Source organism: Streptomyces monomycini (assembly GCF_022271435.1).
Taxonomy (GTDB): Bacteria; Actinomycetota; Actinomycetes; order Streptomycetales; family Streptomycetaceae; genus Streptomyces; species Streptomyces monomycini.
This window is the reverse complement of the sequence record NZ_JAFIQY010000007.1, coordinates 161,842-185,383: the sequence shown is the minus strand read 5'-3', so window position 1 is coordinate 185,383 and position 23,542 is coordinate 161,842. Positions and strand designations below refer to the sequence as shown.

Annotated in this window: 18 protein-coding genes; 10 read left to right on the top strand and 8 right to left on the bottom strand. The window is 72.8% G+C overall.

All coding sequences use genetic code 11. The annotated features are described in order from the left end of the window. Positions 1-115: 115 nt before the first annotated feature. Positions 116-733 (bottom strand): GNAT family N-acetyltransferase, encoded by a 618-nt coding sequence (locus JXZ78_RS11855; RefSeq protein WP_238782947.1) that lies wholly within the window; start codon positions 731-733, stop codon positions 116-118. 236 nt (positions 734-969) lie between these two features. On the opposite strand from JXZ78_RS11855, the gene JXZ78_RS11850 reads away from it, so the two are divergent. After that, positions 970-2,076 (top strand): alpha/beta hydrolase, encoded by a 1,107-nt coding sequence (locus JXZ78_RS11850; protein ID WP_238782946.1) that lies wholly within the window; start codon positions 970-972, stop codon positions 2,074-2,076. 38 nt (positions 2,077-2,114) lie between these two features. On the opposite strand, the gene JXZ78_RS11845 is transcribed toward JXZ78_RS11850, so the two are convergent. Beyond that, on the bottom strand, positions 2,115-2,480 hold the full coding sequence (locus JXZ78_RS11845; RefSeq protein WP_238782945.1) for an ATP-binding protein: 366 nt from the start codon (positions 2,478-2,480) through the stop codon (positions 2,115-2,117). Between the two features lie 543 nt (positions 2,481-3,023). Between JXZ78_RS11845 and JXZ78_RS11840 the strand changes: the two genes are divergently transcribed. Continuing rightward, a complete protein-coding gene (locus tag JXZ78_RS11840) occupies positions 3,024-3,590 on the top strand; it encodes an STAS domain-containing protein (RefSeq protein WP_238782944.1) in 567 nt (188 codons plus the stop codon). A 193-nt stretch (positions 3,591-3,783) separates the two neighbouring features. After that, positions 3,784-4,197, top strand: coding sequence for an STAS domain-containing protein (locus JXZ78_RS11835; protein WP_238782943.1), 414 nt, complete (start codon positions 3,784-3,786; stop codon positions 4,195-4,197). Between the two features lie 57 nt (positions 4,198-4,254). On the opposite strand, the gene JXZ78_RS11830 is transcribed toward JXZ78_RS11835, so the two are convergent. From JXZ78_RS11830 to JXZ78_RS11810, 5 genes are all read right to left on the bottom strand, one after another. Beyond that, positions 4,255-4,611 carry an STAS domain-containing protein gene (locus JXZ78_RS11830; RefSeq protein WP_238782942.1) on the bottom strand — a complete coding sequence of 119 codons (357 nt, stop codon included), beginning with the start codon at positions 4,609-4,611 and terminating at the stop codon, positions 4,255-4,257. 367 nt (positions 4,612-4,978) lie between these two features. After that, positions 4,979-5,365: an SH3 domain-containing protein gene (locus tag JXZ78_RS11825; protein ID WP_238782941.1), complete on the bottom strand. Its 387-nt coding sequence runs from the start codon at positions 5,363-5,365 to the stop codon at positions 4,979-4,981. Positions 5,366-5,557: 192 nt separating this feature from the next. Continuing rightward, positions 5,558-7,300, bottom strand: a complete 1,743-nt coding sequence (locus JXZ78_RS11820) for an acyl-CoA dehydrogenase family protein (protein ID WP_238782940.1) — start codon at positions 7,298-7,300, stop codon at positions 5,558-5,560. A gap of 127 nt (positions 7,301-7,427) precedes the next feature. After that, entirely contained in the window at positions 7,428-7,988 is a 561-nt protein-coding gene (locus JXZ78_RS11815) for a PadR family transcriptional regulator (protein WP_238782939.1), read from the bottom strand. 62 nt (positions 7,989-8,050) lie between these two features. Next, a complete protein-coding gene (locus JXZ78_RS11810; protein WP_238782938.1) occupies positions 8,051-9,121 on the bottom strand; it encodes a PP2C family protein-serine/threonine phosphatase in 1,071 nt (356 codons plus the stop codon). Between the two features lie 816 nt (positions 9,122-9,937). Between JXZ78_RS11810 and JXZ78_RS11805 the strand changes: the two genes are divergently transcribed. Beyond that, on the top strand, positions 9,938-11,122 hold the full coding sequence (locus JXZ78_RS11805; protein WP_238782937.1) for a cytochrome P450: 1,185 nt from the start codon (positions 9,938-9,940) through the stop codon (positions 11,120-11,122). Positions 11,123-11,286: 164 nt separating this feature from the next. On the opposite strand, the gene JXZ78_RS11800 is transcribed toward JXZ78_RS11805, so the two are convergent. After that, entirely contained in the window at positions 11,287-13,605 is a 2,319-nt protein-coding gene (locus tag JXZ78_RS11800) for an ATP-binding cassette domain-containing protein (RefSeq protein WP_238782936.1), read from the bottom strand. A 280-nt stretch (positions 13,606-13,885) separates the two neighbouring features. Between JXZ78_RS11800 and JXZ78_RS11795 the strand changes: the two genes are divergently transcribed. The 6 genes from JXZ78_RS11795 (at position 13,886) to JXZ78_RS11770 (ending at position 23,473) form a co-directional block, all read left to right on the top strand. Continuing rightward, positions 13,886-15,784, top strand: coding sequence for a hypothetical protein (locus tag JXZ78_RS11795; protein ID WP_238782935.1), 1,899 nt, complete (start codon positions 13,886-13,888; stop codon positions 15,782-15,784). After that, positions 15,781-17,391: a SagB family peptide dehydrogenase gene (locus tag JXZ78_RS11790; RefSeq protein WP_238782934.1), complete on the top strand. Its 1,611-nt coding sequence runs from the start codon at positions 15,781-15,783 to the stop codon at positions 17,389-17,391. The genes JXZ78_RS11795 and JXZ78_RS11790 overlap by 4 nt, the downstream gene beginning before the upstream one ends. A 145-nt stretch (positions 17,392-17,536) precedes the next feature. Further along, a complete protein-coding gene (locus tag JXZ78_RS11785; protein ID WP_125043509.1) occupies positions 17,537-17,719 on the top strand; it encodes a hypothetical protein in 183 nt (60 codons plus the stop codon). Between the two features lie 109 nt (positions 17,720-17,828). After that, positions 17,829-19,766, top strand: a complete 1,938-nt coding sequence (locus JXZ78_RS11780) for a TOMM precursor leader peptide-binding protein (protein ID WP_238782933.1) — start codon at positions 17,829-17,831, stop codon at positions 19,764-19,766. Positions 19,767-19,878: 112 nt separating this feature from the next. After that, entirely contained in the window at positions 19,879-22,473 is a 2,595-nt protein-coding gene (locus tag JXZ78_RS11775; RefSeq protein ID WP_238782932.1) for a lantibiotic dehydratase, read from the top strand. Further along, positions 22,460-23,473 (top strand): lantibiotic dehydratase C-terminal domain-containing protein, encoded by a 1,014-nt coding sequence (locus JXZ78_RS11770; protein WP_238782931.1) that lies wholly within the window; start codon positions 22,460-22,462, stop codon positions 23,471-23,473. The genes JXZ78_RS11775 and JXZ78_RS11770 overlap by 14 nt, the downstream gene beginning before the upstream one ends. Positions 23,474-23,542: the final 69 nt, after the last annotated feature.

The following is a 23,542-nucleotide window of genomic DNA, read 5'->3' as shown; positions in this document are numbered from 1 at the left end:
CAGCTTCTTCTGGTTCGGGTCCGGGGGTGCCGTAACCGACCGCAGGCGTTGCGGGTTTCCCGTGTCACGCCCGCCGTGCGGTCACGGCTCCCGTCCGTAGCGCGTCCTTCGGTGTTCAGACGCTCTCAGGGGTGCGGGGGTCGCGCCGCATGGCCCACAGCTTCGGGCCGCCGCCCGGGAGTTCCATTTCTCCGCGTACGACGAAACCGAAGTGTTCGTAGACGGGGACGTTGGACGGTTTGGAGGACTCCAGGTAGACGGGCAGGCCCGCCGCGTCGGCCTGGGCCAGGCCCGAGCGCAGCAGCGCGGCTCCGTGTCCCTGGCCCTGGGCGGCGGGGTCGGCGCCGATCACCGCGAGGTACCAGTGCGGTTCCTGGGGTGCGTGCTCGGCCGCTGCCATCACGGTGTCGCGGAACAGCGGGGCGCGGTCGCCGAGGATGTCCTGGAGTTCCTGGACGGTCTCCGCGTCGGGGACGGCCTTCGCCTGACCCTCCGGCGGTACCCAGAAGGCGGCCGCCGCGCCGGTGCGTTCGCACACGCCGTGGTGGGCGTACTGCCGGGTGAACAGCGTGGTGAAGTAACGGGTCAGTCCGGTCTCGCGGGACGAGTCGTCGGGGAAGAACCAGCGCATCATCGGGTCGTCGTCAAAAGCGCGGGCCAGGGTACTGCTGACCAGTCGGGCGTCGTCGACCGTCGCCCTCTGCGGGGTGTTCGTTATCGGCACATCGGTCATTCTGCACTCATGGTGATCTTCGTTGGTCGGCGGGTGGCCTGTTCGCCGTACCGGGCCGTCGGACGGCCGCGCCGTACCGGGGCCGCCGTGCGGACAGCACAGGGACGCACCCGAAATCGGAAGGATTTTCTGGAAACCCCCTTCACCGTTCGCCACTTGGGTCACACTCGGCCTGTCCGGCCGCGCCCCGGCGGCCTTGCCTTTGCGTTCCCACGCAACCGAGAGGAAGCGGCCCGATGGCATTCGCCCTGCTTCGCACGCGTTCGTGGGCGACCGTCGCCCTGGCGTCGGCCCTGCTGTTTCTGGGCGCGCCCGCCGCGCGGGCCGTACCGCCCGCGCAGGGCGCCGCTCCGGCCGACGCCTCCGCGCCCCCTCAGCTGCACGACGCCTTCGGTCTGGCCCAGACCGCGCCCGCGACCGGCACCGCCACCAACTTCGTCATCACCGTCAAGACGGCCGAGGTCGCCGGCGAGCACCGCGTCCGCATCCTGCTGCCCCGCGACTACGCGGCCGATCCGGCCAAGCGGTACCCGGTGTTCTACTTCCTGCACGGCGCCTCCGACGACCCCGGCAACCCGGCTCTCGCCTACCCCGCGCTCACCGCGGCGCAGTCGATGATCACGGTCGTTCCGGACGGCGGCCGGCGTGGCTGGTACGCCAACTGGCTCGACCAGAAGACCGCGGCCGGCGCGCAGAACTGGGAGAACTTCCACATCGGTCAGGTGCTTCCGTTCGTCGACGCGAACCTGCGCACGGTCGCGGACCGGAAGGGCCGTGCCGTCGGCGGCATCTCGATGGGCGGCTTCGGCGCGCTGCACTACGCCCAGCGGCATCCCGGTCTGTTCGGTCAGGTCGCGACGTTCTCCGGTGCGAACGACCTGTCGGTGGACGCGGGGGTCATCCGCGCCGCCGTGGTCGCCACCCTGACCAACATCGGTGCTCCGCTGTGCGGTGCCGGCGCGGGCTCCGCCTGCGGTCTGGACTTCGGGCCCGCGGTGTCCAGTGACGCGGTGTTCGGCTCGCCGTATCCGGTGTTCAACGCCGACTGGCGGTGGAACGCCGCCGATCCCACCGCCCACATGGCGGCGCTGCGCGACACGGGCATCGCGATGTACACCGGCAACGGCGACGGCAGCCCCGCCGACGCGGAGTTCTGGGTGGAAGCGGCCGCCCGGCACGCCAAGGACCGGCTGGACGCCCTCGGTCTGCCGTACCACTACGTGAATTACGGCAACGGGTCCGGCTGGGGCAGCGACTGCAACGGCGGCCATACCCACGGGTGCTGGGCGCGGGACCTCGTCGACTACGTTCCGCGCCTGGAAGCCGCGTTCGCCTCCTCCTGAGACGTCGCGACACGAACTCCCCGACGCCCGGCCGGCGCTCATCCGGCGCCCAGGGTGGCCCGGATCGTCTTGCCGCCCGTCGGGCCGTCGAGGACGTCGAGGGTGTGCGCGAGGGCGTGCACGATCAGCAGGCCGCGGCCGCTCTCGTCGCCGTCACCGGCCGGGCGGAGCCGGGGCCGGTCGGGGCAGTCGTCGCTCACCTCGACCGTCAGGGTGCCGTCCTGGACGCACAGGCGCAGCCGGCAGCTGCTGCGGGTGTGGCGGGTGACGTTGGCGACCAGTTCGGTGACGATCAGGAAGGCGTCCGCCGGATCGGCCGGGCAGGGTGCGGCGGTGCCGTCCCGGGCCAGGAAGGCGGCGGTCAGCCGACGGGCCCAGAAGACGGATTCGTGGGCGTGGGGCAAGAGGTACTCGGCCCGCGTCGTCCGGACGCGGGCGCGAGGGCGGGTACACAACCTTCGGCTCACTCCCCCCAAGGGCCAGTCGGCCCCCTGCGGTTACGCCTCGGTGGCCGGATCGCGGCGGCTGGTCTGTACCACCCATGCCCCGTTCGGGTGACAGCCACGCACGGTTCCGCCGTAGTACGGGTCGTACGGTGGCGTGACCACCGTCTGCGAACGCCGCCGCCCGCCCGGACCGCGCACGCCGGCCGTCCCGGCCGTGCACACCGGCCGTCCGTCCGGGCCGCGAGCGCCGCGGCCCCGGCCGGCGGCCGGCCTCGTACAGTGACGGGGTGGCCGTTCAGGTGTCCGGGGGCCGCGTGCCTCCGGTGGGACGCTCCCCCGGCGCGTGCTTGTCCCGGCGGAATCGGGGGCATCAGACCGGTTGAAGCCGACGGGCGGGTCGGCGAACGCCCCGCACGGCATCGGACCGCCCACCCGCTCGGCCACGACTGCCCGGCCACCTCCCTACGGGCCGGGACTCGTCCACCGACGGAGGAGACGCCTGTGTCCGGTATCGCACGCTGCTTCCGTGGCCGCGCCGTTCCCCGCCGCCTCGCCCGTACCGGCGCCCGCTGGTGGCGCTACGACGGCGGGCCGCGCAGGCGGCCGACCGGCTCGTACCCGAAGAGCGACGGACCCTGCTGGCGTGCGCGGCGGGACGGGGAGACGCTGCTGCTGTCGGTCCGCGGCGACCTGGATCTGGAGCTCGCCCGACGCCTGGGCCCGGCCCTGTCCCAGGTGTCCTCGCGGTCCGTCCGCACGGTGGTGCTGGACCTGAGCCAGGTCACCTTCTTCGACTGCAGCGGATTGCAGTGGCTGTGCGAGGTGCGGTCCCGGGTGGCCGCGCACGGCGGGGAGACCTACCTGCGCCAGCCGCCGCGCTGCGTGTACCGCGTGCTCCAACTCGTGCCGATGTCATGGCCGTTCGTCTTGCTGCCCGCCACCGGCACCGTCGCCGCCCGCCCGGCGGGGACGGCGGGAAGCGGCCGTTCGGCGGGCAGCGGTGCCCGCCGCCTCGCCGTGCGCCGCCGGCGGGCCGCGTCCGGGTCCACCCGGCCGCACAGCAGCTGAAGGGTGTTTGCGACGACCACTGGAACGGAAGGAGTCCGGTCCGCGTCCGGCATCCGGGCCGCGGGCCTTTCTCTCGGAGGTGGCGCAACTCGCCGCCTCCGGGCCGGACCCGCCTGGTACCCGTGCCTGCGTACGGATAGCGTGGTCGGCCCGGCCCCATGGGTGTTGGTGCGAACGCGCTCGGAGGTGCGACATGCCGCACGCTGACGGGTTGCTGGTCAACATGGTCGCCGACTGTGACGCGTGTGCGGTGGTACGCGTCAGCGGAGCTCTGGACCACACCGGGGAGCAGTTCTTCCGTACGACGATGGGCGGCCACGTCGACGCTGGTTACCGCTACGTGGTCCTGGACTGCTCGGCGCTGGTCTACTGCAACTCTCGCGGCCTGAACTGTCTGCTCGGGCTGCACTGGCTGCTCAGCCGCCGCCGCGGCCGCCTCCTGCTCGCCTGTGTGGGGCGCCGGGTGCTGTGGATGCTGGAGCACACCGGCAGCAAGGAGGTGCTGGCCGTCTTCCCCACCGTGACCCAGGCGCTGGCCAGCCTGCCCGTGCACCACCGTCCCGCCTGGCCGCCTCCGCACCCGGTGAGCGCCGGGCCCGGGGCCTGAGCTCCGGGCGGTGCCGACGGCACCGGCTCACCCGTCACCGGCACCTCCGTCACCGGCTCACCCGTTCGCGGCCTCCGGCGCCCGGTCGTCCCGGGCGTCCTCGACGCTGGTGTAGCGGGGAAACTGTTCGGCGTAGCCGGTCAGCCGGAGCAGCAGGTCGACGGCCTCGTGGTCGTAGACGATCCGCACCCAGCCGCCGGCCGCCTCGCAGCGTGACTGGGCCTTCATCAGCTCCTGCAGTCCGCTGCTGTCGATGAAGGACACCTGCCGCAGGTCGGCGACGACGAAGGCCGGGAGTGCAGCATCGTTCCCTCTGAGCTGGTCCCGGAACGCCGGCGCCGTGGCCAGGTCGATCTCGCCCACCGGGCAGATCACCCGGCAGCCCTCCCTCAGTTCGGGACACCGGGTGTTCATGGCGGCCAACTCCTCGGGGACTACGCGGCGTGGTCCGCACGACCGGGTCTGCGGCGGACTGCTGGCAGCTTACGGACACCACACGCGCAGGCGAAGCCGAAAGTTCACTCATCAATGAAACCTTCACGAAAGACTTCTATCGATCGTCCAGCGATCGATTTTGCCTGCCCGTCAGCGCAGTTCGATCAGGTCACGCGGCCCGATCATCCAATCATCCGCGCAATGGTTCGAGAGGCGATGCCGACGGGGCGGCCGCAGCCCCGAAGGCGCGCACAACCCGGGGAGCGGGCCCGTGGTGACGGTGGGCCCGCTCCTGAGGTCGTGCGGGTGGTACAGGCGGTACAGGTGTTACGAGTAGTGCCTCAGGTCAGCACTTGTTGTCCGGGTGGTCGGAGCCCCCGTCGTCGAGGTTCTTGTTGTAGACCCAGCCGTCGACGTTGAGGCCGTCGATCCGTACGTGCGTCCACTTGTTGCCGGCGGAGTTCTTCACCCAGCAGTGGTAGAACAGCGTGCGCGCGGTGCCGACCGTGGCGACCACGCCGCACTCCTTGTTGGGGCCGGTGCGGACCTTGACGCTGTCGCCCTTCGCGGTGCCCTTGCCGGAGGACTTGTTCGACCAGCCGGGGTGGGTACACGCGTCCGCACCGGTGGGCGCGGCGCTGGCGGCCGGCGCGGTGACGGTGAGCGTGGCGCCTGTCAGGAGGAGCGGTGCGGCGATGGCCGCGGCGAGTCTCGCGCGCTTCTTCAGTGTCACGGTGGTTCCCCCTTGCTCGACGGGCGCCCGTACGGCCGGCCCGGTTGCACTGAGCATGGCGTGCCGGGGCGTGATGTGCGGGACGCGAGGGGCATCTGGCCAAAAGTCGCACTGGAGGGACCAGTTCCTGAATCCTCCCGATGTCCTGCGACGGGTGACCGTGGATCACCTCGCGTCCGCACGGACCTTCCGCTACGGCGCCATCTCGTACGCCCCCGACAGCGCCTCGACGCGCTCCCAGACCCGCGCGGAGCGGGCTTCGTCGACGACCGGGCGGCGGACCGCGGACAGGGCCCAGGTCTGCTGGGCGTCGGTGGCCGAGTCCTTGCCGTGCAGTTCGACGGCGTGCGCGGAGAAGTCGCGTACGAGGACGGCGAACAGTTCGTCCAGGACGTCCGCGTCGAGGTCCGTCAGGCGGGCCTGCTCCAGGATGAGCTGGCCGTGGACGACCAGGGCGAACAGCTGGCCGACGGCGAGCAGCAGGTCGAGGTCGCGGCTCTGCTCCTCGTCGGGGGCGGCGGTGGTGACGAACGCGCACAGCGCGTCCGCCTGCTCCCGGAAGCGGGCGACGTTGGGCACCTCGGCGTACGCGTCGTAGGCGGCGCGCCAGTCGTGGAACCGTACGGCTCCCAGGCCGCGGGCCGGGCCCTGGCGGAAGAGGAAGGCGTCGTCGGCCGCGTCGAGGCGGGTCGGGGCAGGCGCGTACTCGGCCGGGTTCAGCAGGTGGTTGGCCATGAACTTGAGGATCAGCGCGAGGTTGACGTGGACGGTGCCCTCCAGCTTCGGCAGGCCGCGGATCTCGGTGGCGGCCTGTGCGAAGTAGGTGTCCTTCTCGAAGCCCTTGGCCGCGATGACGTCCCACATCAGGTCGATGACCTTCTCGCCCTCGGTGGTCACCTTCATCTTCGTCATGGGGTTGAAGAGCAGGTAGCGGCGGTCGTCGGGACCGGCGGAGCGGAAGTAGTCGACGGCGCGGTCGCTGAACAGCTTCATCCCGACCAGGCGGACGTAGGCGTCGGTCAGCTCGCGGCGCACGTGCGGGAAGGCGGTGACCGGGCGGCCGTACAGGATGCGGTTGCGGGCGTGGGTGACGGCCTCGTACATCGCGTGCTCGCAGATGCCGATCGAGGCGGTGCAGAGGTTGAACTTGCCGACGTTGACGGTGTTGAGCGCGGCGTCGAAGGCGGCGCGGCCGGTGTGCAGGACGTCGTCCGGCCCGACCGGGTAGTTCTCCAGGCGGAACTCGCTGACGTACTTCGAGGAGTCGACGACGTTCTTCACCAGGTGGTACGCCGGGTGGCGGCTGTCGGCGGCGAAGAAGACGTAGCCGTCGGGGCCCTCGACATCGGTGCGGCGGCCGAAGACGGAGACGAGTCCGGCGGCGTTGCCGTTGCCGATGTAGTACTTGGCGCCGCTGGCGAGGAAGCCGCCGTCGCCGTCGGGCTCCAGCAGCATGTCGGTGTTGTAGATGTCGGCGCCGTGCGTCTTCTCGGACAGGCCGAAGGCGAACACCTCGCCCTCCGCCAGGAGTTCGGCGGCGCGGGCGCGGGCGGCGGCGTTGTCGCTCTGCCAGACCGGGCCGAGGCCGAGGATGGTGACCTGCCAGGCGTACCAGTAGTCGAGCCCGTAGAAGCCGAAGATCTCGTTGAGGGCGGCGATCCGGGCGGTGTCCCAGCGCTTGTCCGACGGCCCGGACGCCTGCTCCTCGGGAGCCCCGGCGGCGGAGGCCGGGGTGAGGAAGGTGGCGAACAGCCCCTCCTTGCCCGCGAACGCGAGGAAGTCGGCCAGCCAGGCGCGGGAGCGGTAGTCCTCGATCAGCCGACGCTTGCCGCGGTCCTCGAACCAGTCGACGGTGGCACGCAGCAGCCTGCGGGTCTCCGGGTCGAAGTGCGCCGGGTCGTAGGTGCGCGGGTTGAAGAGCAGCGGGTCGGCCATGGGGTCCGCCTTTCGGTTCGAGGGTGGGTGGGAAGAGAGGGCGGGGTCGCGGGCCCGGACCGGCCGCGTCGGGCGGACGGCCGGCTCGGCGTGGTGGTGCGGTGCCGGGGATCAGAGCCGCTCGGGCTCAGGTCCGCTCGGGCTTCAAGGCATGGAGCGTGTCGAGCACGTCCTCCAGCCAGGTGATCGTCATGCGCTCGTACGCGATGCCGCCGCGCAGCACGGCGTGCTGGAGCTGCTGCCCGGCGTCGAGGGCGGCGGGCGCCTCGGGGCCGGTGAAGTCGCGCCGCTCCCCCGCCAGGTAGTGCGCGAGCCGGTCGGTGTGCACCTGGTGGTGCCGTTCGACCTCGTGGATCAGCGCGGCCGGGTCGTCGAAGGCCGCGCCGCGGATCTTGACGGCGAGGTCGTGCCGTACGCTCTCCGGCTCGATCGGCTCGTGCAGCCAGGAGGAGAGGGCGCTCCGCCCGAGGACGGCGACGGAGTACTCCTTCTTGTCCGGCCGCCCCTGCTGCGGCACCTCGCGGACGTCGACCCAGCCGTCGGTCTCCATGCGCTTGAGGACGCGGTAGATCTGCTGGTGGGTGGCGGTCCAGAAGTAGCCGATGGACCGCTCGAACCGCCGGGCCAGCTCATAGCCGGAGCCCGGCTTCTCCAGCAGGGAGACGAGGATCGCGTGTTCGAGCGCCATGCCCCGATCCTGCTATGCAACGAGTTGCATAGACAAGCGGCGCCGCGCAGGTGAGACGCGGGTCACCCGGCCCGGACGTCCGGTGAGCGCGCCGGCGGGCAGGACTCGACCAGGATGAACGCCACGTCGTCGGCGAGGGCGCCGTCCGTGTGACGGAGCAGGGCCTCCTGCACCGCGTCGGCGGCGTCGTCCAGCGCCGCCCGCGAGCAGGCGGACCGCAGGCCGGCGAGATCGACCATGTCACCCTCGGCGCTGCGGGCCTCGGCCAGGCCGTCGGTGTAGAACAGCAGGCGGTCGCCGGGGCCGAGGATGACGTCCTCGACGACCGGCGCGGGGTGCAGCCCCAGCGGGGTGGTCGGTTCGGCCGGAGCGAGCAGGCGGGGCGGGGCGCCGGCGGGCAGGAGCAGGGGCGGGTGGTGGCCGCAGTTGGCCAGGCCGACCCGGGTGACGGCGGGCCGGCCGGTGGTGCGGAACTCGGCGGCCAGGGCGGTGACGAAGTCCTCCGCGCCGAGCAGCGCGGCCAGGCGCCGGTCGGTGGCGTCCAGCACGGCGGGCAGGTCGGTGCGGGTGTAGGCACTGTCGCGGAAGAAGCTGATCACGGCGGCCGACAGGCGTACGGCCCGCAGGCCGTTGCCCCGCACGTCGCCGATCAGCAGGCGCAGGCCGGCGGCGGTGTGCGCGAAGGCGTACAGATCTCCGCCGAGCAGGGCCTGCGGCGAGGCGGAGCGGTAGCGGGCGCACACGGTCACACCGCCGAGCCGGAAGGTGGTGGGCTGGAGGATGGCGCGCTGGGCGACGGACGAGGTCTCGGTCAGCTCACCTTCGTGGGCCACCCGCCGGGCGGCGCTCCAGGTGCCGTACGCGCCGCCCAGCGCGAGCACGGTCAGGCGTATCAGCACGTCCCGTTCGCCGAGCTCGCCCTCCCACACCGCGACACCGGCGGCCAGCAGCACCACGTACAGGGCGACGGATCCGGTACAGGGGCCGTCGAGCCGGGTGGCGGCCAGCAGCGTAGAGATCATCAGCAGCCCGGCCAGGCTGTGCGGCGTACCCATTACGAGATCACCGGCGGCTATGGGGACGCCCGGGAGCAGCGCGAACAGCAGCCACCTGCGGTCGCGGTCCAGGCGCATGCACCCTCCTCCTGCCTCGCGGTGCGGAAGGTCGTCATGGGCAGCCGCGCCACCATCCGGCTCCCCTGGACCGGAGGCCGGCAACCGAGCGGAATCGACGGACGCAGATCACGTAAGGGACTTTGCCGACCGGCCTTGACCTTTCCTGCACCTTGCGGAGGAGATATGCCCGCTGGCCAGTCCGCTTGCACATGCCGTACGGGAAGGACGTCCGCGGGTCGACACTGTGGCGCGACCGACGCGGGCGGCAGCTTCTACCGGCGGTGTCCAACCCGGGCAACCCTCCGGTTGGACAGGCCCGACGCCCGCCCACCCGTCCAACTGAACGCGTTTGACCGGTACTTCGGCGGCCAGCACAGTGAGGTGAATCGGTTCATCAATATCTGGAACCGCTTCGTGAATTCCCGGGAGCCTTATTCCGACCCTTTACGTGAAGCTCCGTTGTTTCCGCTTCGGCGGCCGGCCGGTGGGCCGTGGAGATATCGGCTCGTCATGGTCGCCGCGGTCTTTCGGAGAGGAAGGTGTGCGCAGTCCGGCGTATCGGAATCCGTCCTCCCCCCGGCGCAAGGCGGGAAACGCGGGCGTGGAAAGGACGGGTACGAGGAAAGGACCCGGCGCCGGTCCCCGGCCACCCCTCTTCGGGGGCCGGCGCCGTTTTCGCGGTGAGCGGCCGCTGCCGCCCCGTTGCCGCCGGAGTTCCGCGCGGCAGCGGCCCGGCTCCCGTCCGGCACATTCCAGGGCACACGCCTGCCCGGCCACGGCGCCCGCACGGACGCCTTCCGCCACCGCAGCCGACGACCGAGAAGGGATGTCAGGATGACCCAGCCCCAGGAAATGCCTGTACACCTGCGCCGGGACCGGTTCGACCCGGTCCCCGAACTCCGGCGGCAGACACGGGAGGCGCCGCTGAGGGACGCGGACATCGACTTCGGGCCCAACGGCCGGGTGAAGTGGCTCGCCACCGGGGAGGCCGAGGTACGGGAGGTGCTGGGCGACCTGACGCGGTTCAGCTCCGCGCTGCCCGAAGGCGAGGACGGGACGGGCACCCCGGTCCTGCCGGGGAACCTGCTGACGTGCGACCCACCCGACCACACCCGGCTGCGCAAGATGGTGGCGCCGGAGTTCACGGCCCGCCGGACCCGCAGGCTGGAGCCGCGCCTGCACCAGATCGTGGCGGAGTGCCTGACCACCATGGAACGGGTCGGGCAGCCCGCCGACTTCATGCGGCACTTCGCCTGGCCCATGGCGGGCCTGATCACCTGCGAACTGCTGGGCATTCCCCGGGACGACCGGGCGGAACTGGCGCGCTACCTGGACATCTCGCAGAACGACGCCGGGTCGCCGGAGCAGCAGACGGCCACCGGGAAGGCGTACTGGGCGTACATGGTCACGCTCGCGAACCGGCACCGCCGCGACCCCGGCGACGGCCTGTTCGGCTCGGTGGTGCGCGCGCACGGCGCGGACATCAGCGACGAGGAGCTGGCGGGCATCGGCGCGACCTTCGTCTCGGACGGGTTCCTCCAGGTCTCCAGCATGCTGGGGCTGGGCACGCTGGTGCTGCTCGACCACCCCGACCAGCTCGCGCTGCTCCGGGAGCGGCCGGAGCTGATCGACCGGGCCGTGGAGGAGCTGCTGCGCTACGTCACCGTCATCCACACCGTGGCGCCCCGGACCGCCCTGGAGGACGTGACCGTCGGGGACCAGGTGATCAAGGCCGGTGAGCGGGTGGCCTGCTCCCTGTTCGCCGTCAACCGCGCACAGGGCGGGGACGAGGCCGACCGCTTCGACATCACCCGGCAGGCCGCACCGCACATGGCCTTCGGGTACGGCATCCACCACTGCGTCGCCGCCCCGCTGGTCAAGAGGGAGATGGCCGCCGTCTACACGGCGCTGTTGCAGAGGTTTCCCGGGCTGCGGCTCGCGGTGCCGCCGGAGGAGATCCGCTTCCGGGCCTCGCAGACACGGCAGTTCAGCCTGGAGGACCTGCCCGTCGCCTGGTGAAGCGGCACCGGTCGCCTGCCGCGTGCCCGGCGCGCCCGCCACGAACGGCGGGCGTGCCGGGCATACGGCGCCGGATGGTGGACCAGGCCGGTCCGGGGACCCGAGGCGTGCCCTCGGGTCCTCGGCCGGCGGGCCGCCGCGGCCCCGGCCCCACTCACCGGCCCTCAGCGCCCGGCGCGCCTCTGCTCGTCAGGCCGAGCCTGGCCGACGTACTCCCGCAGGTGCCGCGCCGTCAGCGTGTCACTGTCTGCGACCAGCTCGGCGGGCGTGCCGGTGAAGACGACCTGTCCGCCGTCGTGTCCGGCCCCCGGGCCGAGGTCCACGATCCAGTCCGCGTGCGCCATCACCGCCTGGTGGTGCTCGATGACGATCACCGAGTTGCCGTCGTCCACCAGCCGGTCGAGCAGGGCGAGCAACTGGTCGACATCGGCCATGTGCAGGCCGGTGGTGGGCTCGTCCAGAACGTACGTGGTCGCCTTCTCATTCATGTGGATGGCCAGCTTGAGGCGCTGCCGTTCGCCGCCGGAGAGGGTGTTGAGCGGCTGGCCCAGGCGCAGGTAGCCCAGCCCCACACCGGCCAGCCGCCCGAGGAGGGCCTGCGTCGGCCCGGAGGGGAAGAAGTCCCGTGCCTGGGCGACGGACATCGCCAGCACCTCGCTGATGTCCTTGCCGCGCAGTTTGTACGTGAGCACCTTCGGCGTGAAGCGTTTGCCCTCGCACGCCTCGCACACCGACGCCACCCCCGCCATCATCGCGAGGTCGGTGTAGACCAGCCCGATGCCGTTGCAGTGCGGGCAGGCGCCCTCGGAGTTGGCGCTGAACAGTGCCGCCTTGACGCCGTTGGCCTTGGCGAAGGCGGTACGGATCGGGCCCAGCAGCCCGGTGTAGGTGGCCGGGTTGGAGCGGCGTGAGCCGCGGATCGGCGTCTGGTCGGCGACGGCCACGCCGTCGCGCCCGGCGACGTACCCGTGGACCAGCGAACTCTTGCCGGAGCCCGCGACGCCGGTGACGACGGTCAGCACCCCCAGCGGTATCTCCACGCTGACGTCCCGCAGGTTGTGCCGGTTCGCACCCTCGACGGCCAGGGTGCCGCGCGGTGTGCGCACCGTCTCGCGCAGCCGGGCCCGGTGCCCCAGGTAGCGTCCGGTCAGCGTTCCGGAGGCGCGCAGCCCCGGCACGTCCCCGGAGTAGCAGATCCGCCCGCCGTCCGTCCCGGCGCCCGGACCGAGGTCCACGACGTGGTCGGCGATGGTGACGACCTCCGGCTTGTGCTCGACGACGAGGACGGTGTTGCCCTTGTCGCGCAGGCGCAGCAGCAGGTCGTTCATCCGCTGGATGTCGTGCGGGTGGAGCCCGACGGTGGGCTCGTCGAAGACGTACGTGACGTCGCTGAGGCTGGATCCGAGGTGCCGCACCATCTTCACGCGCTGCGCCTCGCCGCCGGAGAGGGTCCCGGCGGGCCGGTCCAGACTCAGGTAGCCGAGGCCGATCTCCACGAGGGAGTCGAGCAGGTGCCGCAGGTTGGCGAGGAGTGGCGCCACCGAGGGGTCCTCGACCGTGCGCAGGAACGCGGCGAGGTCGCTGATCTGCATGGCCGAGCACCGGGCGATGGTGACGCCGTCGATGGTGGAGGAGAGCGCGGCGGCGCTCAGCCGGGTGCCTTCGCAGACGGGGCAGTCGGCGAAGGTGACGGCCCGGTCCACGAAGGCCCTGATGTGGGGTTGCAGCGCGTCGCGGTCCTTGGCCAGGAACAGCCGCTGGACCTTGGTGACGAGCCCTTCGTACGTCGTGTTGAGGGCGGCGGCCTTCACCTTGGTCGCGGGCTTGTGGAGGAAGTCGTGCCACTCCCGCTCGGTGTAGTCCTTGAGCTTCTTGTCCGGCGGGAAGAAGCCGGAGCCCGTCATCACCTGCCAGTACCAGGAGCCCACGGCGAAGTTGGGCACGGTGACGGCGCCTTCGGCGAGGGAGAGTTCGCGGTCCACGAGCTGGTCGACGTCGATGGCCGACACCTGGCCGATGCCTTCGCAGCGCGGGCACATGCCTTCGGCGCTGTTGAAGCTGAAGGCGCTGGAGGTGCCGATGTGCGGGGTGCCGAGGCGGCTGAAGACGATCCGCAGCATGGTGTAGGCGTCGGTGGCGGTGCCGACCGTGGAGCGGGAGTTGGCGCCCATCCGCTCCTGGTCGACGACGATCGCGGCGCTCAGGTTGCGCAGCGCGTCCACGTCCGGGCGCCCCAGACTCGGCATGAAGGACTGGACGAACGCGGTGTACGTCTCGTTGATCAGCCGCTGCGCCTCGGCGGCGATGGTGCCGAAGACCAGCGAGGACTTGCCCGACCCGGAGACCCCGGTGAAGGCGGTGAGCCGTCGCTTGGGCAGGTCCAGGGAGACGTCGGCCAGGTTGTTCTCCCGTGCGCCGCGTACCTCGATGACGTGGTGCAGGTCCGCGGCGGCCGGCCGGGGGCGGTTGGGGTCGGCGGGCATCTCGGTCTCTTCTCCTCCGGTACGGCGGTACGGCGGTACAACGGCCGGGCGGCGGTGGCGCGCGCGGCCGGGAACGGCGGAGGCGGGCAGCGGACCCGGGCCCCCGTCGTGCCGGGGTACTCTCCCACACTTTCCGCGTACGGCGTACGGAGTTTTCGCGGACGGCCCGCCGCCGGACCGCGGACCGATCACTGTGGTCGGTCTACGGTCCGCCCGTAGAGACGTCTCGCGCGGGCGGTGGTGACACTCGGGGGCGATCCGCCGACCCCGAGGACAGACGATGCGACCGAAACTCAAGCCCGACGTGCTGTACGTGCCCACCGCGGACGGGGTGCACCTGTTCGGCGCGGGCGCCAACCTCGAACTGCGGGGCGGCGCCATCTACCAGTGGGTGGACCGGCTGGCGCCCCATCTGAACGGCACCATCACCCTGGACAACCTGCTGCGCGGCCTCCCGGACGACAAGCGGACCGTGGTCGCGGCCCTGCTGAAACGCCTGGAGGACGGCGGCTGCCTGACCGACGCGGAAGCGGACGAGCCGCACGGCCTGACCGACCGCGAGCTGGAGACGTACGCGCCGGAGATCGCCTTCGTGGAGTACCACCGCGGTTCGGCGGCCCGGCGCTTCGAGACGTACCGCAACAGCTCGGTGGTGGTGCTGGGCGCCGGACCCGCGTTCACCGCGCTGATCGCTTCGGCGCTGCACTCGGGCGTCCGCCGCCTGCGCGCCGTGTGCACCCCGGAGTTCCCCACCGACGAGGACCGGCTGACCGAACTGACCGGCGGGTCCGAGCGGCGCGACCCGGACCAGGAGCTGATCCGGACGGTGCTGTCCGGCGACTCCGACGCGGAACTCGCGGCGGCGCTGGAGGGCGCCGACGCCGTGCTGCACGTGTCCTCGGCGCCGGTGACGGACCGGGCCGTACGGCTGCACCGGCTGTGCGAACAGGCCGGCCGGCTCCTGGTCCAGGGCGTCGTGCTGGACGACGTGGCGTGGCTGGGGCCGTCCGGCGCCGCCTGGGCCTCGGCCTGGCAGCGCCTCGCGGCGCCGGAGCCGTCGCGGCCCAGCACCTTCCTCACCGGGCCGACCGCCGCGGTGGTCGCCGGTCACCTGGGGCTGGCCTGCTTCACCGCGCTGACGGGCGCCCGGGACGACGGACAGCCGACGCTGACCCGGATCGACCTGGAGACCCTGCGTACCTCGACGCACCCCTTCCTCCCCCACCCGTCGGCGGTGGCCGCGCCGCAGGAGAGCGCCGAGGAGTTCGGACAGCGCGTGGAACGGCTCCGTTCGGCCGAGCCGTTGCTCCCGGCGGAGTTCTCCGCTCGCGCCGCGGCCTGCTTCGACCGGTACACGGGGGTGCTGCGGGCGCTGGAGGAGGGCGGCTTCACGCAGCTGCCGCTGAACGTGACCGAGGCGGTACGGCCCGAGGGGCCCGGTGAGCGGGTCTTCGGCTGGGGCACCGGCTTCGCCGAGGCCCGGCAGCGGGCGGCGCTGCGCGGCCTGGCCGGGTACGCGGCAACGACCCCCGACCCGCGGCGCTTCGCCGACGACGGCTCGGTACGGGGCTGGGACCTCGCCGGCAAGGAGGTCACGACGGTACCGGCCGCCGAGGTGTTCACGTCGGGACCCGGCATGGCCGCCGCGCTCGACTGGACCGAGGCGGTCACCGCGGCGGTGGCGCAGCAGTGTGCACGGCTGGCGCTGGAGGACGTACGGGCGGGCACGGCCGAGCCGGTCCGGCTGGACGTGGCGGGCGCCTCGGTGGACGAGGCGGGCCGCCGCCACCTGGACATGCTGCGTCCGGCGGGCGGCGAGGTCACGGCCGCTGACATCGGTTCAGCGCTCGGTGTACCGGTCCTGGCCTGGTGGCAGGGCACCCGGCCGGTCGGGGTGACCTGCGGCCCCGGCGCGGTCACCGACGGCCTCGAACTGGCCCTGCTGGACCGGCAGTCCGAGCTGACCGGCGAGTCCGCGTACGCTCCGCAGCCGGTCCCCGGACTCGGCGCGCCGCCGCGCGGGCCGGGCGGCACGGCCGTACCGGCGGACGCGGACCTGCCCGCCCTGGTGGAGGCGCTGGCCTCGCGGGGGCGGTCCCCGGTCGTGGTTCCGCTCGACCACGACCCGGCTGTGCACGAGGTGCTGCCGAACGTCGTACGGGTGGTGCTCGCCGGATGACCGGGGCCGCCACCGACGAGGCCGGAGCGCTGGGGCTGCGGTTCTGGTACGACACCTTCGAGGGCGTACGGGAGCTGTTCGCCGAGGGGCACGGTTCCGAGGGCGGGCCGGACGATCCGCTGCCGAGCAAGACCTACCGCGGGCTGCCCCGCCACGTACTGGCCGCCCCGCCCCGGCGCATCGGCGACGCGCGCTGGTCGTTCCCCGGCTTCCGGGACCGGCATCCCGAAGGCCCGCCGCGCAGGCCCTGGGACGGGAGCACGTTGTCCGCGCTGCTGCACCACACCTACGGCCTCGGCCGGATGGAGCTGGGCCCGCAGGCCGCGTGGCCGTACCACCGGGTGGTGGCCTCGGCGCGCTGCTTCTACCCGGTGGAGCTGTACGTGTGGCTGGGCGGCGACACCGGGGGCGTGCCGGCGGGGTGTTACCACTACGACCCGCTGCACCACGCGCTGACCGCGCTGCGGCCCGGCGGCATCCCGGAAGAACTGCGGGCGGCGGTGGCCTGCAAGGGCCGCGACACGACCGCGCTGCTGCTGCTCTCCGCGTACTTCCGCAAGACCGCCTTCCGGTACCGCGACTACGCCTACCGGCTGTGCGCGCAGGAGTCCGGCATGGTCGTCGGCAATGCCCTGCTGGTGGCCGGCGCGCTCGGCCTGGACGCCCGGGTCCACCACCGGTTCCTGGACGAGCCGGTGAACCGGGCGCTGGGCCTGGACGGTACGGAGGAGACCACGTTCGCCGTGCTGGAGATCGGCGCGCTGGACGAGGTGGCCGCTAGCCCGGCGCCGGGCCGCCTGCCGCCCTCCGTACCGGACCGTCTGCCGCCCCTCGTGACGGAGCACGTCCGTACCTGCCGGGAGGACGCGGCGCTCTGGAGCCGGCTGACCACGCTGGACGCCGGCAGCCGGCTGACCGGCGAGGCGCGCTTCGCACCGGTTGCCGCGGACCCGTTCCACCAGCCCGCCGACGGCCCCGCGGAGTTCTTCGCCGACGACGACCGGCCGCCGGGAAGCGTCGAGTTGGGCGACGCGCTGCGGCGCAGGGACTCGGGCGGGCGGATGTTCCTGCCGGACCGCGCCGCGTTGCCGCAGCAGCAGCTCGCGGACCTCCTGCGGTACGCGCTGGACCCGGTGCCCTCCGACCACGGCGACACACCGCTGCGGCCGCTGCTGGACTGCCACGTACTGGCCCTCAACACCGCCGGCCAGGCAGCCGGGCTGTACCGGCTGGACCCGTCCCCCGCGCTCGTCCCCGTACCCGGGCGCGACGGACGGCCCACGGTGGCCATGCTGTGCGACCGCACACCCTCGGTGAACACCGCCCGCGCCAACGCGGTCGTCTTCCTCACCGTGGACCGCTACGAGGGCGCCCGCGGGTTCGGGGACCGCGGCTACCGCGTCCTGCACCACGAGGGCGGCATCGTGGCCCAGCGCCTGAGCGTGCTGGCCGCCGCCGAGGGCCTCTCGGCCCGGATCACCAACGGCTACGACGACCGGGTCGTACGGGAGTTGCTGGGCGGCGGGGACGCGCACGTACCGATCTTCGCGATCGTGCTGGGGCGGCGGCAGGCCACCTCCCAGTACGAGCCCCCGCTGGACTGGTGACCACAGGCACCGTAGGGCGCGACCTCCCGGCAGACCCTACGGGGCCTCCGTAGAGACCCGGAGCCCCCGCGGATCACAGAATCAGCTCGGACAGCGGGCGACCGCCGCCCGCAGTCGTCACCCACAGAGGAAGGAGGTACACGTCATGGACGCGAACCTGGTGCTGGACCTCGATGACCTGAGCGTGGACCAGCTCGACATTCTCCCGACGGCCCCCGGCTCCACCCTGGAGTCGATCAACGTCGGCCACGCCATGGTCGAGATCGGCGCTTCGAACTGCACCTCGAAGGGCTCGCCCGCGAGCTGCTGCTCTTGCTGCTGCTGCTGATCAGGCCGCACTGCAGGGCCGTGCCCGGCGCGCACCACGCGCCGGGCACGGCCCGGTGCCCATGACGGGACTTGGAAGACGGGACGTGCGAAGGATGCAGGAGGGGATCGTGCCGGAGCGGCCGACCGGACTCGCGGTACGGGGCGAGGGGCTGCTCGCCCAGGCGGTCCGCGCGGCGGTCTCCCGCCGGCACCCGTCGGCCGCCGAGGACAGCGACCGGTGCGCCGGACTGCTCACCGTGGACGACGGCTGGCAGGACGCCGGCACGACGAGCCGCCCGGACCTGCCGTGGCTGCCCGTCCGGGTGGAGCTGGGCAATGTCGTCATCGGGCCGCTCGAACTGCCGGGGCGGCCGGGGTGTGCGCAGTGCGCCCGTACCCGCAGGCAGCGGGCCCTGGGGCAGGACAGCCCGCGCGCCGAACTGCTGCGCCGGCACGGCGATCAGCTCGCCGAACGGCCGTCCCCGCTGCTGTCCGCCTGGGCGCGCGACACCGTCGCGGCCTTCGTGGAGGCGGAAGCCGCCGCCGTGCTCGACGACCCGGAGCGCGCCGCCACCCGCAACGCGATCACCCTCATCGGTCTGGCCGGTCTCACCGCCGACTCCCACCCGTTCCTGCCCGACCCCTGCTGCCCCCGCTGCGGCACCCTCCCCGACGACGGGCCGCCGGTCCTGATGGACACGCCGCGGCCCAAACTCGACCGGGACACCTACCGCGTACGCAGCCTCGACACCGGCTGGGACGACCTGCTGCGGACCTACGTGGACGGGCACACCGGCATCGTCCAGCAGCTCGACGTACGGACCGACTACGCCTACCCCATGGTCTCCGCGCCGCTGCGGCTGCCCGACGGCATCCAGGAGGCGGGCTTCGGCCGCGGCCTGGACTACACCGGGTGCGAACGCACCGCGCTGGCCGAGGCGTTGGAGCGGCTGGGCGGCGCCCGGCCCGGCGGCCGGCGCACGACGGTCCACGCGGGCTACGAGCAGGTCGCCGACCGCGCCGTCTGCCCCACCGACCTGGGCCTCTACCCGCCGGAACGCTATGCGGACCCGGAGTTCCCCTACCCGGCGTTCACCCCCGACCTGAAGATCAACTGGGTGTGGGGGCACTCCTTCGGCCGCGGCGGCCCCGTGCTGGTGCCCGAGGACTACGCCTACTACCGCACCCGGCACGGCAACGACACGGCCCGCCCGCTGGCGTACGAGGTCTCCAACGGCTGCGCCCTCGGCGGCTGCCTGGAGGAGGCCGCGCTGCACGGCATCCTGGAGCTGGCCGAGCGGGACGCGTTCCTGCTCACCTGGTACGCCCGGCTGCCGGTGCCGCGCGTGGACCTGGACACCGTGGCCGATCCCGCGATCCGGCTGCTGGTGGAACGCATCCGGCAGGACACCGGGCACCGCGTCGCCGCGTTCGCGACCACGCCCGAGCACGGCATCGCCACGTCCTGGGTGATGGCCGTACACCCCGGGGACGGCTCGGAGCCCGCCGCGATCTGTGCCGCGGGCGCCCATTTCGACCCCGAGAAGGCGCTGCTCAACGGCCTGTTGGAGCTGACCGCCAACCTGGGCTGGAACCGCGCGGCCTACCACGAGGAGCTGCGCCGGATCGAGGGCATGGTCGCCGACCCGCACGAGGTGCGGGAGATGCGCGACCACGCGCTGCTGTACTGCCACCCGGACGCCTACGACCGGTTCGCCTTCCTGCCCGGCGAGGAGACGGCGCGGCCCGTGGCCGAGGCCTTCGCCCGCGCCACCTGCCGGCCGCGCCACACGGACCTCCGCGACGACCTCGCCGAGGTGGTCGAGCGCTTCACCGCCCGCGGCCTGGACGTGATCGTGGTCGACCAGACCACCGACGAGCACCGCGCCGCCGGCTTCGCCTGCGCGAAAGTGATCATTCCCGGTCTGCTGCCGATGACCTTCGGGCACCGGATGAGCCGGACCCACGGCCTGCCCCGGCTGTACGACCTGCCGGCCCGGCTCGGGTACCGGGACGGGCCGCTGGAGCCGGCCGACGTCAACCCGCATCCGCACCCGTTCCCGTGACGTCGCGGCCGCCCGCTTCCCCGATCCCCCCGTACGGTTCCCGTTCTCCGTACGGCCGGGGCCGCTTCCCCGCACGACCAGAACCGACCCGCACGCGAAGGCAGGGACAACGATGAGTGGCTTCCACGTCGCGGACACATTCGGCGTACGCATCGGTGGTCTGCCGGTGTCGGTGCTGGACGGTTTGCGGTCGGACGAGGTGTGGCGGCGGACCGGCGCGCTGCTCGACGGCGCCCGGGAACTGGCCGACCGGGGCACGGAACTCTCCGACGCGCTGTACGCGTTGATCGGGCAGGAGACCGGCGTCAAGCCGGCGTTGGTCGCGCTGCGCCGGGCGGTGCACAACCAGCGGACGCCGGGTGAGCGCTGCTGGAACGACGAGGTGCGCGCCGCTCTGCCCGCCGCGGTGGTGGCGGACGTCGAGCGGTGGGCGGAGCTGCTGGCGGCCCACCGCGCGGACACCGCCGCCCTGGACGACCTGCTCCCACGGGACGCGGCCGACCGTCACGCCGTCCTGCGCGAGGCGGCCGCGCAGCCGGTGTTCCGGCACGGCCTGATCCAGGGCAGCCCGGTCCTCCACGAACAGTTGCGCAAGTGGCTGGCGCGTCCCGAAGGCGCCGTGCCGGACCGCAAGCTGGCGCTCCGGCTGGCCAAGTACCTCGCCCGGGTGGCGGCCAAGACCAGCCCGTTCAGCACCTTCACCGTCAGCGGCCTCGGCCGGTGGGACGGGCCGCGCCCGGACGCGGGCGGAGCGGCGGTGCGCGACACCGTCGAGATCAACCTGTGGCTCGTCCAGCAGCTCGTCCGGCAGCTGCGCGATCACCCGGCCCTGGCGCCCGCCGTCCGGCTGCGGGTCAACCCGAGCGCCCACCCGGCCGACGGCCACTGGGAGTTCCTGGGCCCCGGCGAGGAGGAGCCGCTGCGTACGCTGCCGGTGTCCGCGCCGGTCCAGGCCTGTCTGGACTTCGTCTCCGACGGCGCCCGCCCGCGGCACGAGGTGGCCGCCCACCTGACCGAGCGGAGCGGCGCCTCCCCGGAGCAGGCCGAGCGCTATCTCGCGCGGCTCACCGAAGTCGGCGTGCTGGAGGTCGTGCCCCCGTTCTCCGAGCAGGCGGCGGACCCGCTCGCCGAGCTGCGGGCGTGGGTGGAGACCGGCGGTCCGGAGCTGGCCGAGGTGTCGGCGCGGCTCAAGGAGGTGGCCGCGCTGCTGGACGGCTACCCGGAGCTGACCGACCCGGACGCCCGCCAACGGCGCAACCAGGAGATCCACCGGGCGCTGGGCCGGGTCGCCGAACTCGTCGGCCCGGAGCACGTCATCGTGCCGCCCAAGAACTACGTCATCGAGAACGCCCTGCTCGTCGGGCCGCCGCCGGTTCAGGACCGGGCGGCCTGGGAACCGGTGCTGCGCGACCTGGACACCGTCCGCCGCTGCTACGCGGCGCTCGACCCGGCGCTGCCCGGCCGGGTGGCGCTGGCCCGGCTGTTCACCACGCGCTTCGGGTCCGGCGCGAGCGTGTCGTTCCTCGCGTTCCACCGTGCCGTCCAGGAAGAGATGCGCACGGACCCGCGGTTGCCCGGCCTGCTGTCCGTCTCGCAGCACGGCTACGCGCCGCTCGCCGACAGCCCGCTGCCCCGGATCAAGGAACTGCTGCGGGTACGGGCCGGGCTCACCGGCGCGGCCCTGAACGCGCGGCCGGACGCCGACGGGGTGGTGCACGTCGATCCCGCGCGGCTCGCCGCGCTGGCCGACAGCTGGCCCGCGTGGATGCGGCCGCCCGGCTCGGTCGCGTTCTACGGCCAGCTGACCGGCGGACCCGAGGACCCGGCCGGATTCGTGGTGAACGCCGTCAACGCGGGGCACGGACGGGGCCGCGACCGGATCCGGCGGCTGCTCGGCCAGGCCGGTGTCACCATGGCGGGCGAACCGTCCGGCCCGCCCGGCGACGTGATCCTGGCGGACACCTGCCGCCACTACGGCAGCAACGTGGGCCTGCGCGACCTGACCATGACCGACGAGATCGACTACCCCGGTTCGGCGAGCCCGCGCCCGGCGGAGCGGCGCATCCCGCTGCGCGACCTGGAGGTGCGCCACGACCCGGTGCTGGACCTCCTCGTGCTGTGGTCGCGCACCCGCGACCGCGAGGTGCGGCCGGTGCACCCCAGCCTGATCGCGGAGTTCTGGCTGCCGCCGGCGATGCGGCTGCTGATCCAGGCGTTCGGCGACACGCCGACACTGCTGATCCCCGGGCGGCGGATGTTCGGCGACATCTCCCCCGCCACGCAGCAGGGCCTGCTGCACGAGCCCAGGATCACGATCGGCACGGTCACGGTCAGCCGCCGCCAGTGGGTGTTCCGCACCGACGAGGCACCGGTACGCGCCAAGGGCGAGGCGGACCGCCCGTACCTGCTGCGGCTGGCCGCCTGGCTGCGTGAACACGGCATCCCCGAGCGCTGCTTCGTGCGCGCGCTGGACCCGTCCATGCTGACCGACGGCAACGTCTGGCAGCTCAAGTCGCGCAAACCGCTCTACATCGACTTCGCGAACCTGCTCCTGACCGGACTGTTCGAGCGGATGCTCGCCGAGCGGGGCAACCTGCTGTTCCTCCAGGAAGCCCTGCCCGACCCGTCCGCCGCGCCGCACTACGGCGACGCCGGAGCCCGCGTCACCGAACATCTCGTGGAGGTCGGTCACCATGGCCGCAGCTGACCGCCCCCTGGACCCCGGCACCGCCGACGCGTCCGACTGGGTGTGCGCCCACGTCTTCCAGGACACCGGCCACGACGCCCTGCTCACCGGCTGTCTGCGGCCGCTGGTCAAGGAGCTGTCCGCCGACGGGCTGCTGCACCGGTACTTCTTCCTGCGGTACTGGGAGGGCGGCCCGCACGTCCGGCTGCGCTTCCTGCCCACCGGTACGGCGGCTTCCCAGGAGGTACGGCAGCGGGCTGCCACGGCGATCGGCACGTTCCTGCGGGACCACCCTGCCCCCGACACGGTGGACCGCACCCGGTACGCCGGGCTGGCCGGCGAACTGGCCGCCCTGGAGGACCTTCCGGACCACGACCGGGAACTGCGGCCCAACAACACGGTCGACTTCCTGCCGTACCTGCGCGAGCACACGGTGTACGGGCAGGGGGCGGCCATGGCCGCGACCGAGGAACACTTCCAGGAGTCCAGCGAACTGGCCCTGGCGCTGATCGCGGCCGGTACGACCGATCAGCAGCGGGCGCTGATCGCCCTGGACCTGATGCTGGCCGTACTGGCCCTGTGCGACGAACTGCGCGCGCAGTGGGTGGACAGCGGGCAGCCGCTGATCCCCTTCGCCGAGGGCACCGAACCCGCCGCCACCGAAGAGCACTACCTCGCCCGGCGGGAACACCTGCGGGAGCGCGCGCTACGGGTGTGGCAGCTCGCCCCGGAACCCGCCGGAGCGACCCCGCAGGCGCACTGGCTGCGGTCGCTGCGCACGCTGCGGGACCGGCTCAGCGGCTGGGAGGACTCCGGCACGTTCACCTCCGAGTGGGCCCGCTCGCCGCTGAACCAGGGCCCCGACCTGGCAGCGCTGCCACACCCCGCCACCACGCTGATCCTGCTGCGCTGCGCTCACCTGGCGAACAACCGGCTCGGGCTGACCCTGAGCCAGGAAAACCAGCTGCGCTTCCTGGCCGGCCGGATCGTCACCGATTTGCCGGCGCTTCCGGTGTGCTGATTCTCCGGGGCTGTAGTCGCTTTCGGTCCGCCGGGCCTCCGGGTCTGTAGTCAGTAGTCGCTTCCGGTC

Bases quoted from the DNA above. Each gene is read 5' to 3' on its own strand.
- JXZ78_RS11810 (WP_238782938.1), bottom strand. From the start codon at position 9,121: ATGCGCCTGGACCGCGACCGCAGGTGGCTGCTGTTCGCGCTGCTCCCG.
- JXZ78_RS11770 (WP_238782931.1), top strand. From the start codon at position 22,460: ATGGCCGCAGCTGACCGCCCCCTGGACCCCGGCACCGCCGACGCGTCC.
- JXZ78_RS11855 (WP_238782947.1), bottom strand. From the start codon at position 733: ATGACCGATGTGCCGATAACGAACACCCCGCAGAGGGCGACGGTCGAC.
- JXZ78_RS11850 (WP_238782946.1), top strand. From the start codon at position 970: ATGGCATTCGCCCTGCTTCGCACGCGTTCGTGGGCGACCGTCGCCCTG.
- JXZ78_RS11785 (WP_125043509.1), top strand. From the start codon at position 17,537: ATGGACGCGAACCTGGTGCTGGACCTCGATGACCTGAGCGTGGACCAG.
- JXZ78_RS11805 (WP_238782937.1), top strand. From the start codon at position 9,938: ATGACCCAGCCCCAGGAAATGCCTGTACACCTGCGCCGGGACCGGTTC.
- JXZ78_RS11775 (WP_238782932.1), top strand. From the start codon at position 19,879: ATGAGTGGCTTCCACGTCGCGGACACATTCGGCGTACGCATCGGTGGT.
- JXZ78_RS11830 (WP_238782942.1), bottom strand. From the start codon at position 4,611: ATGAACACCCGGTGTCCCGAACTGAGGGAGGGCTGCCGGGTGATCTGC.
- JXZ78_RS11790 (WP_238782934.1), top strand. From the start codon at position 15,781: ATGACCGGGGCCGCCACCGACGAGGCCGGAGCGCTGGGGCTGCGGTTC.
- JXZ78_RS11820 (WP_238782940.1), bottom strand. From the start codon at position 7,300: ATGGCCGACCCGCTGCTCTTCAACCCGCGCACCTACGACCCGGCGCAC.
- JXZ78_RS11835 (WP_238782943.1), top strand. From the start codon at position 3,784: ATGCCGCACGCTGACGGGTTGCTGGTCAACATGGTCGCCGACTGTGAC.
- JXZ78_RS11795 (WP_238782935.1), top strand. From the start codon at position 13,886: ATGCGACCGAAACTCAAGCCCGACGTGCTGTACGTGCCCACCGCGGAC.
- JXZ78_RS11800 (WP_238782936.1), bottom strand. From the start codon at position 13,605: ATGCCCGCCGACCCCAACCGCCCCCGGCCGGCCGCCGCGGACCTGCAC.
- JXZ78_RS11815 (WP_238782939.1), bottom strand. From the start codon at position 7,988: ATGGCGCTCGAACACGCGATCCTCGTCTCCCTGCTGGAGAAGCCGGGC.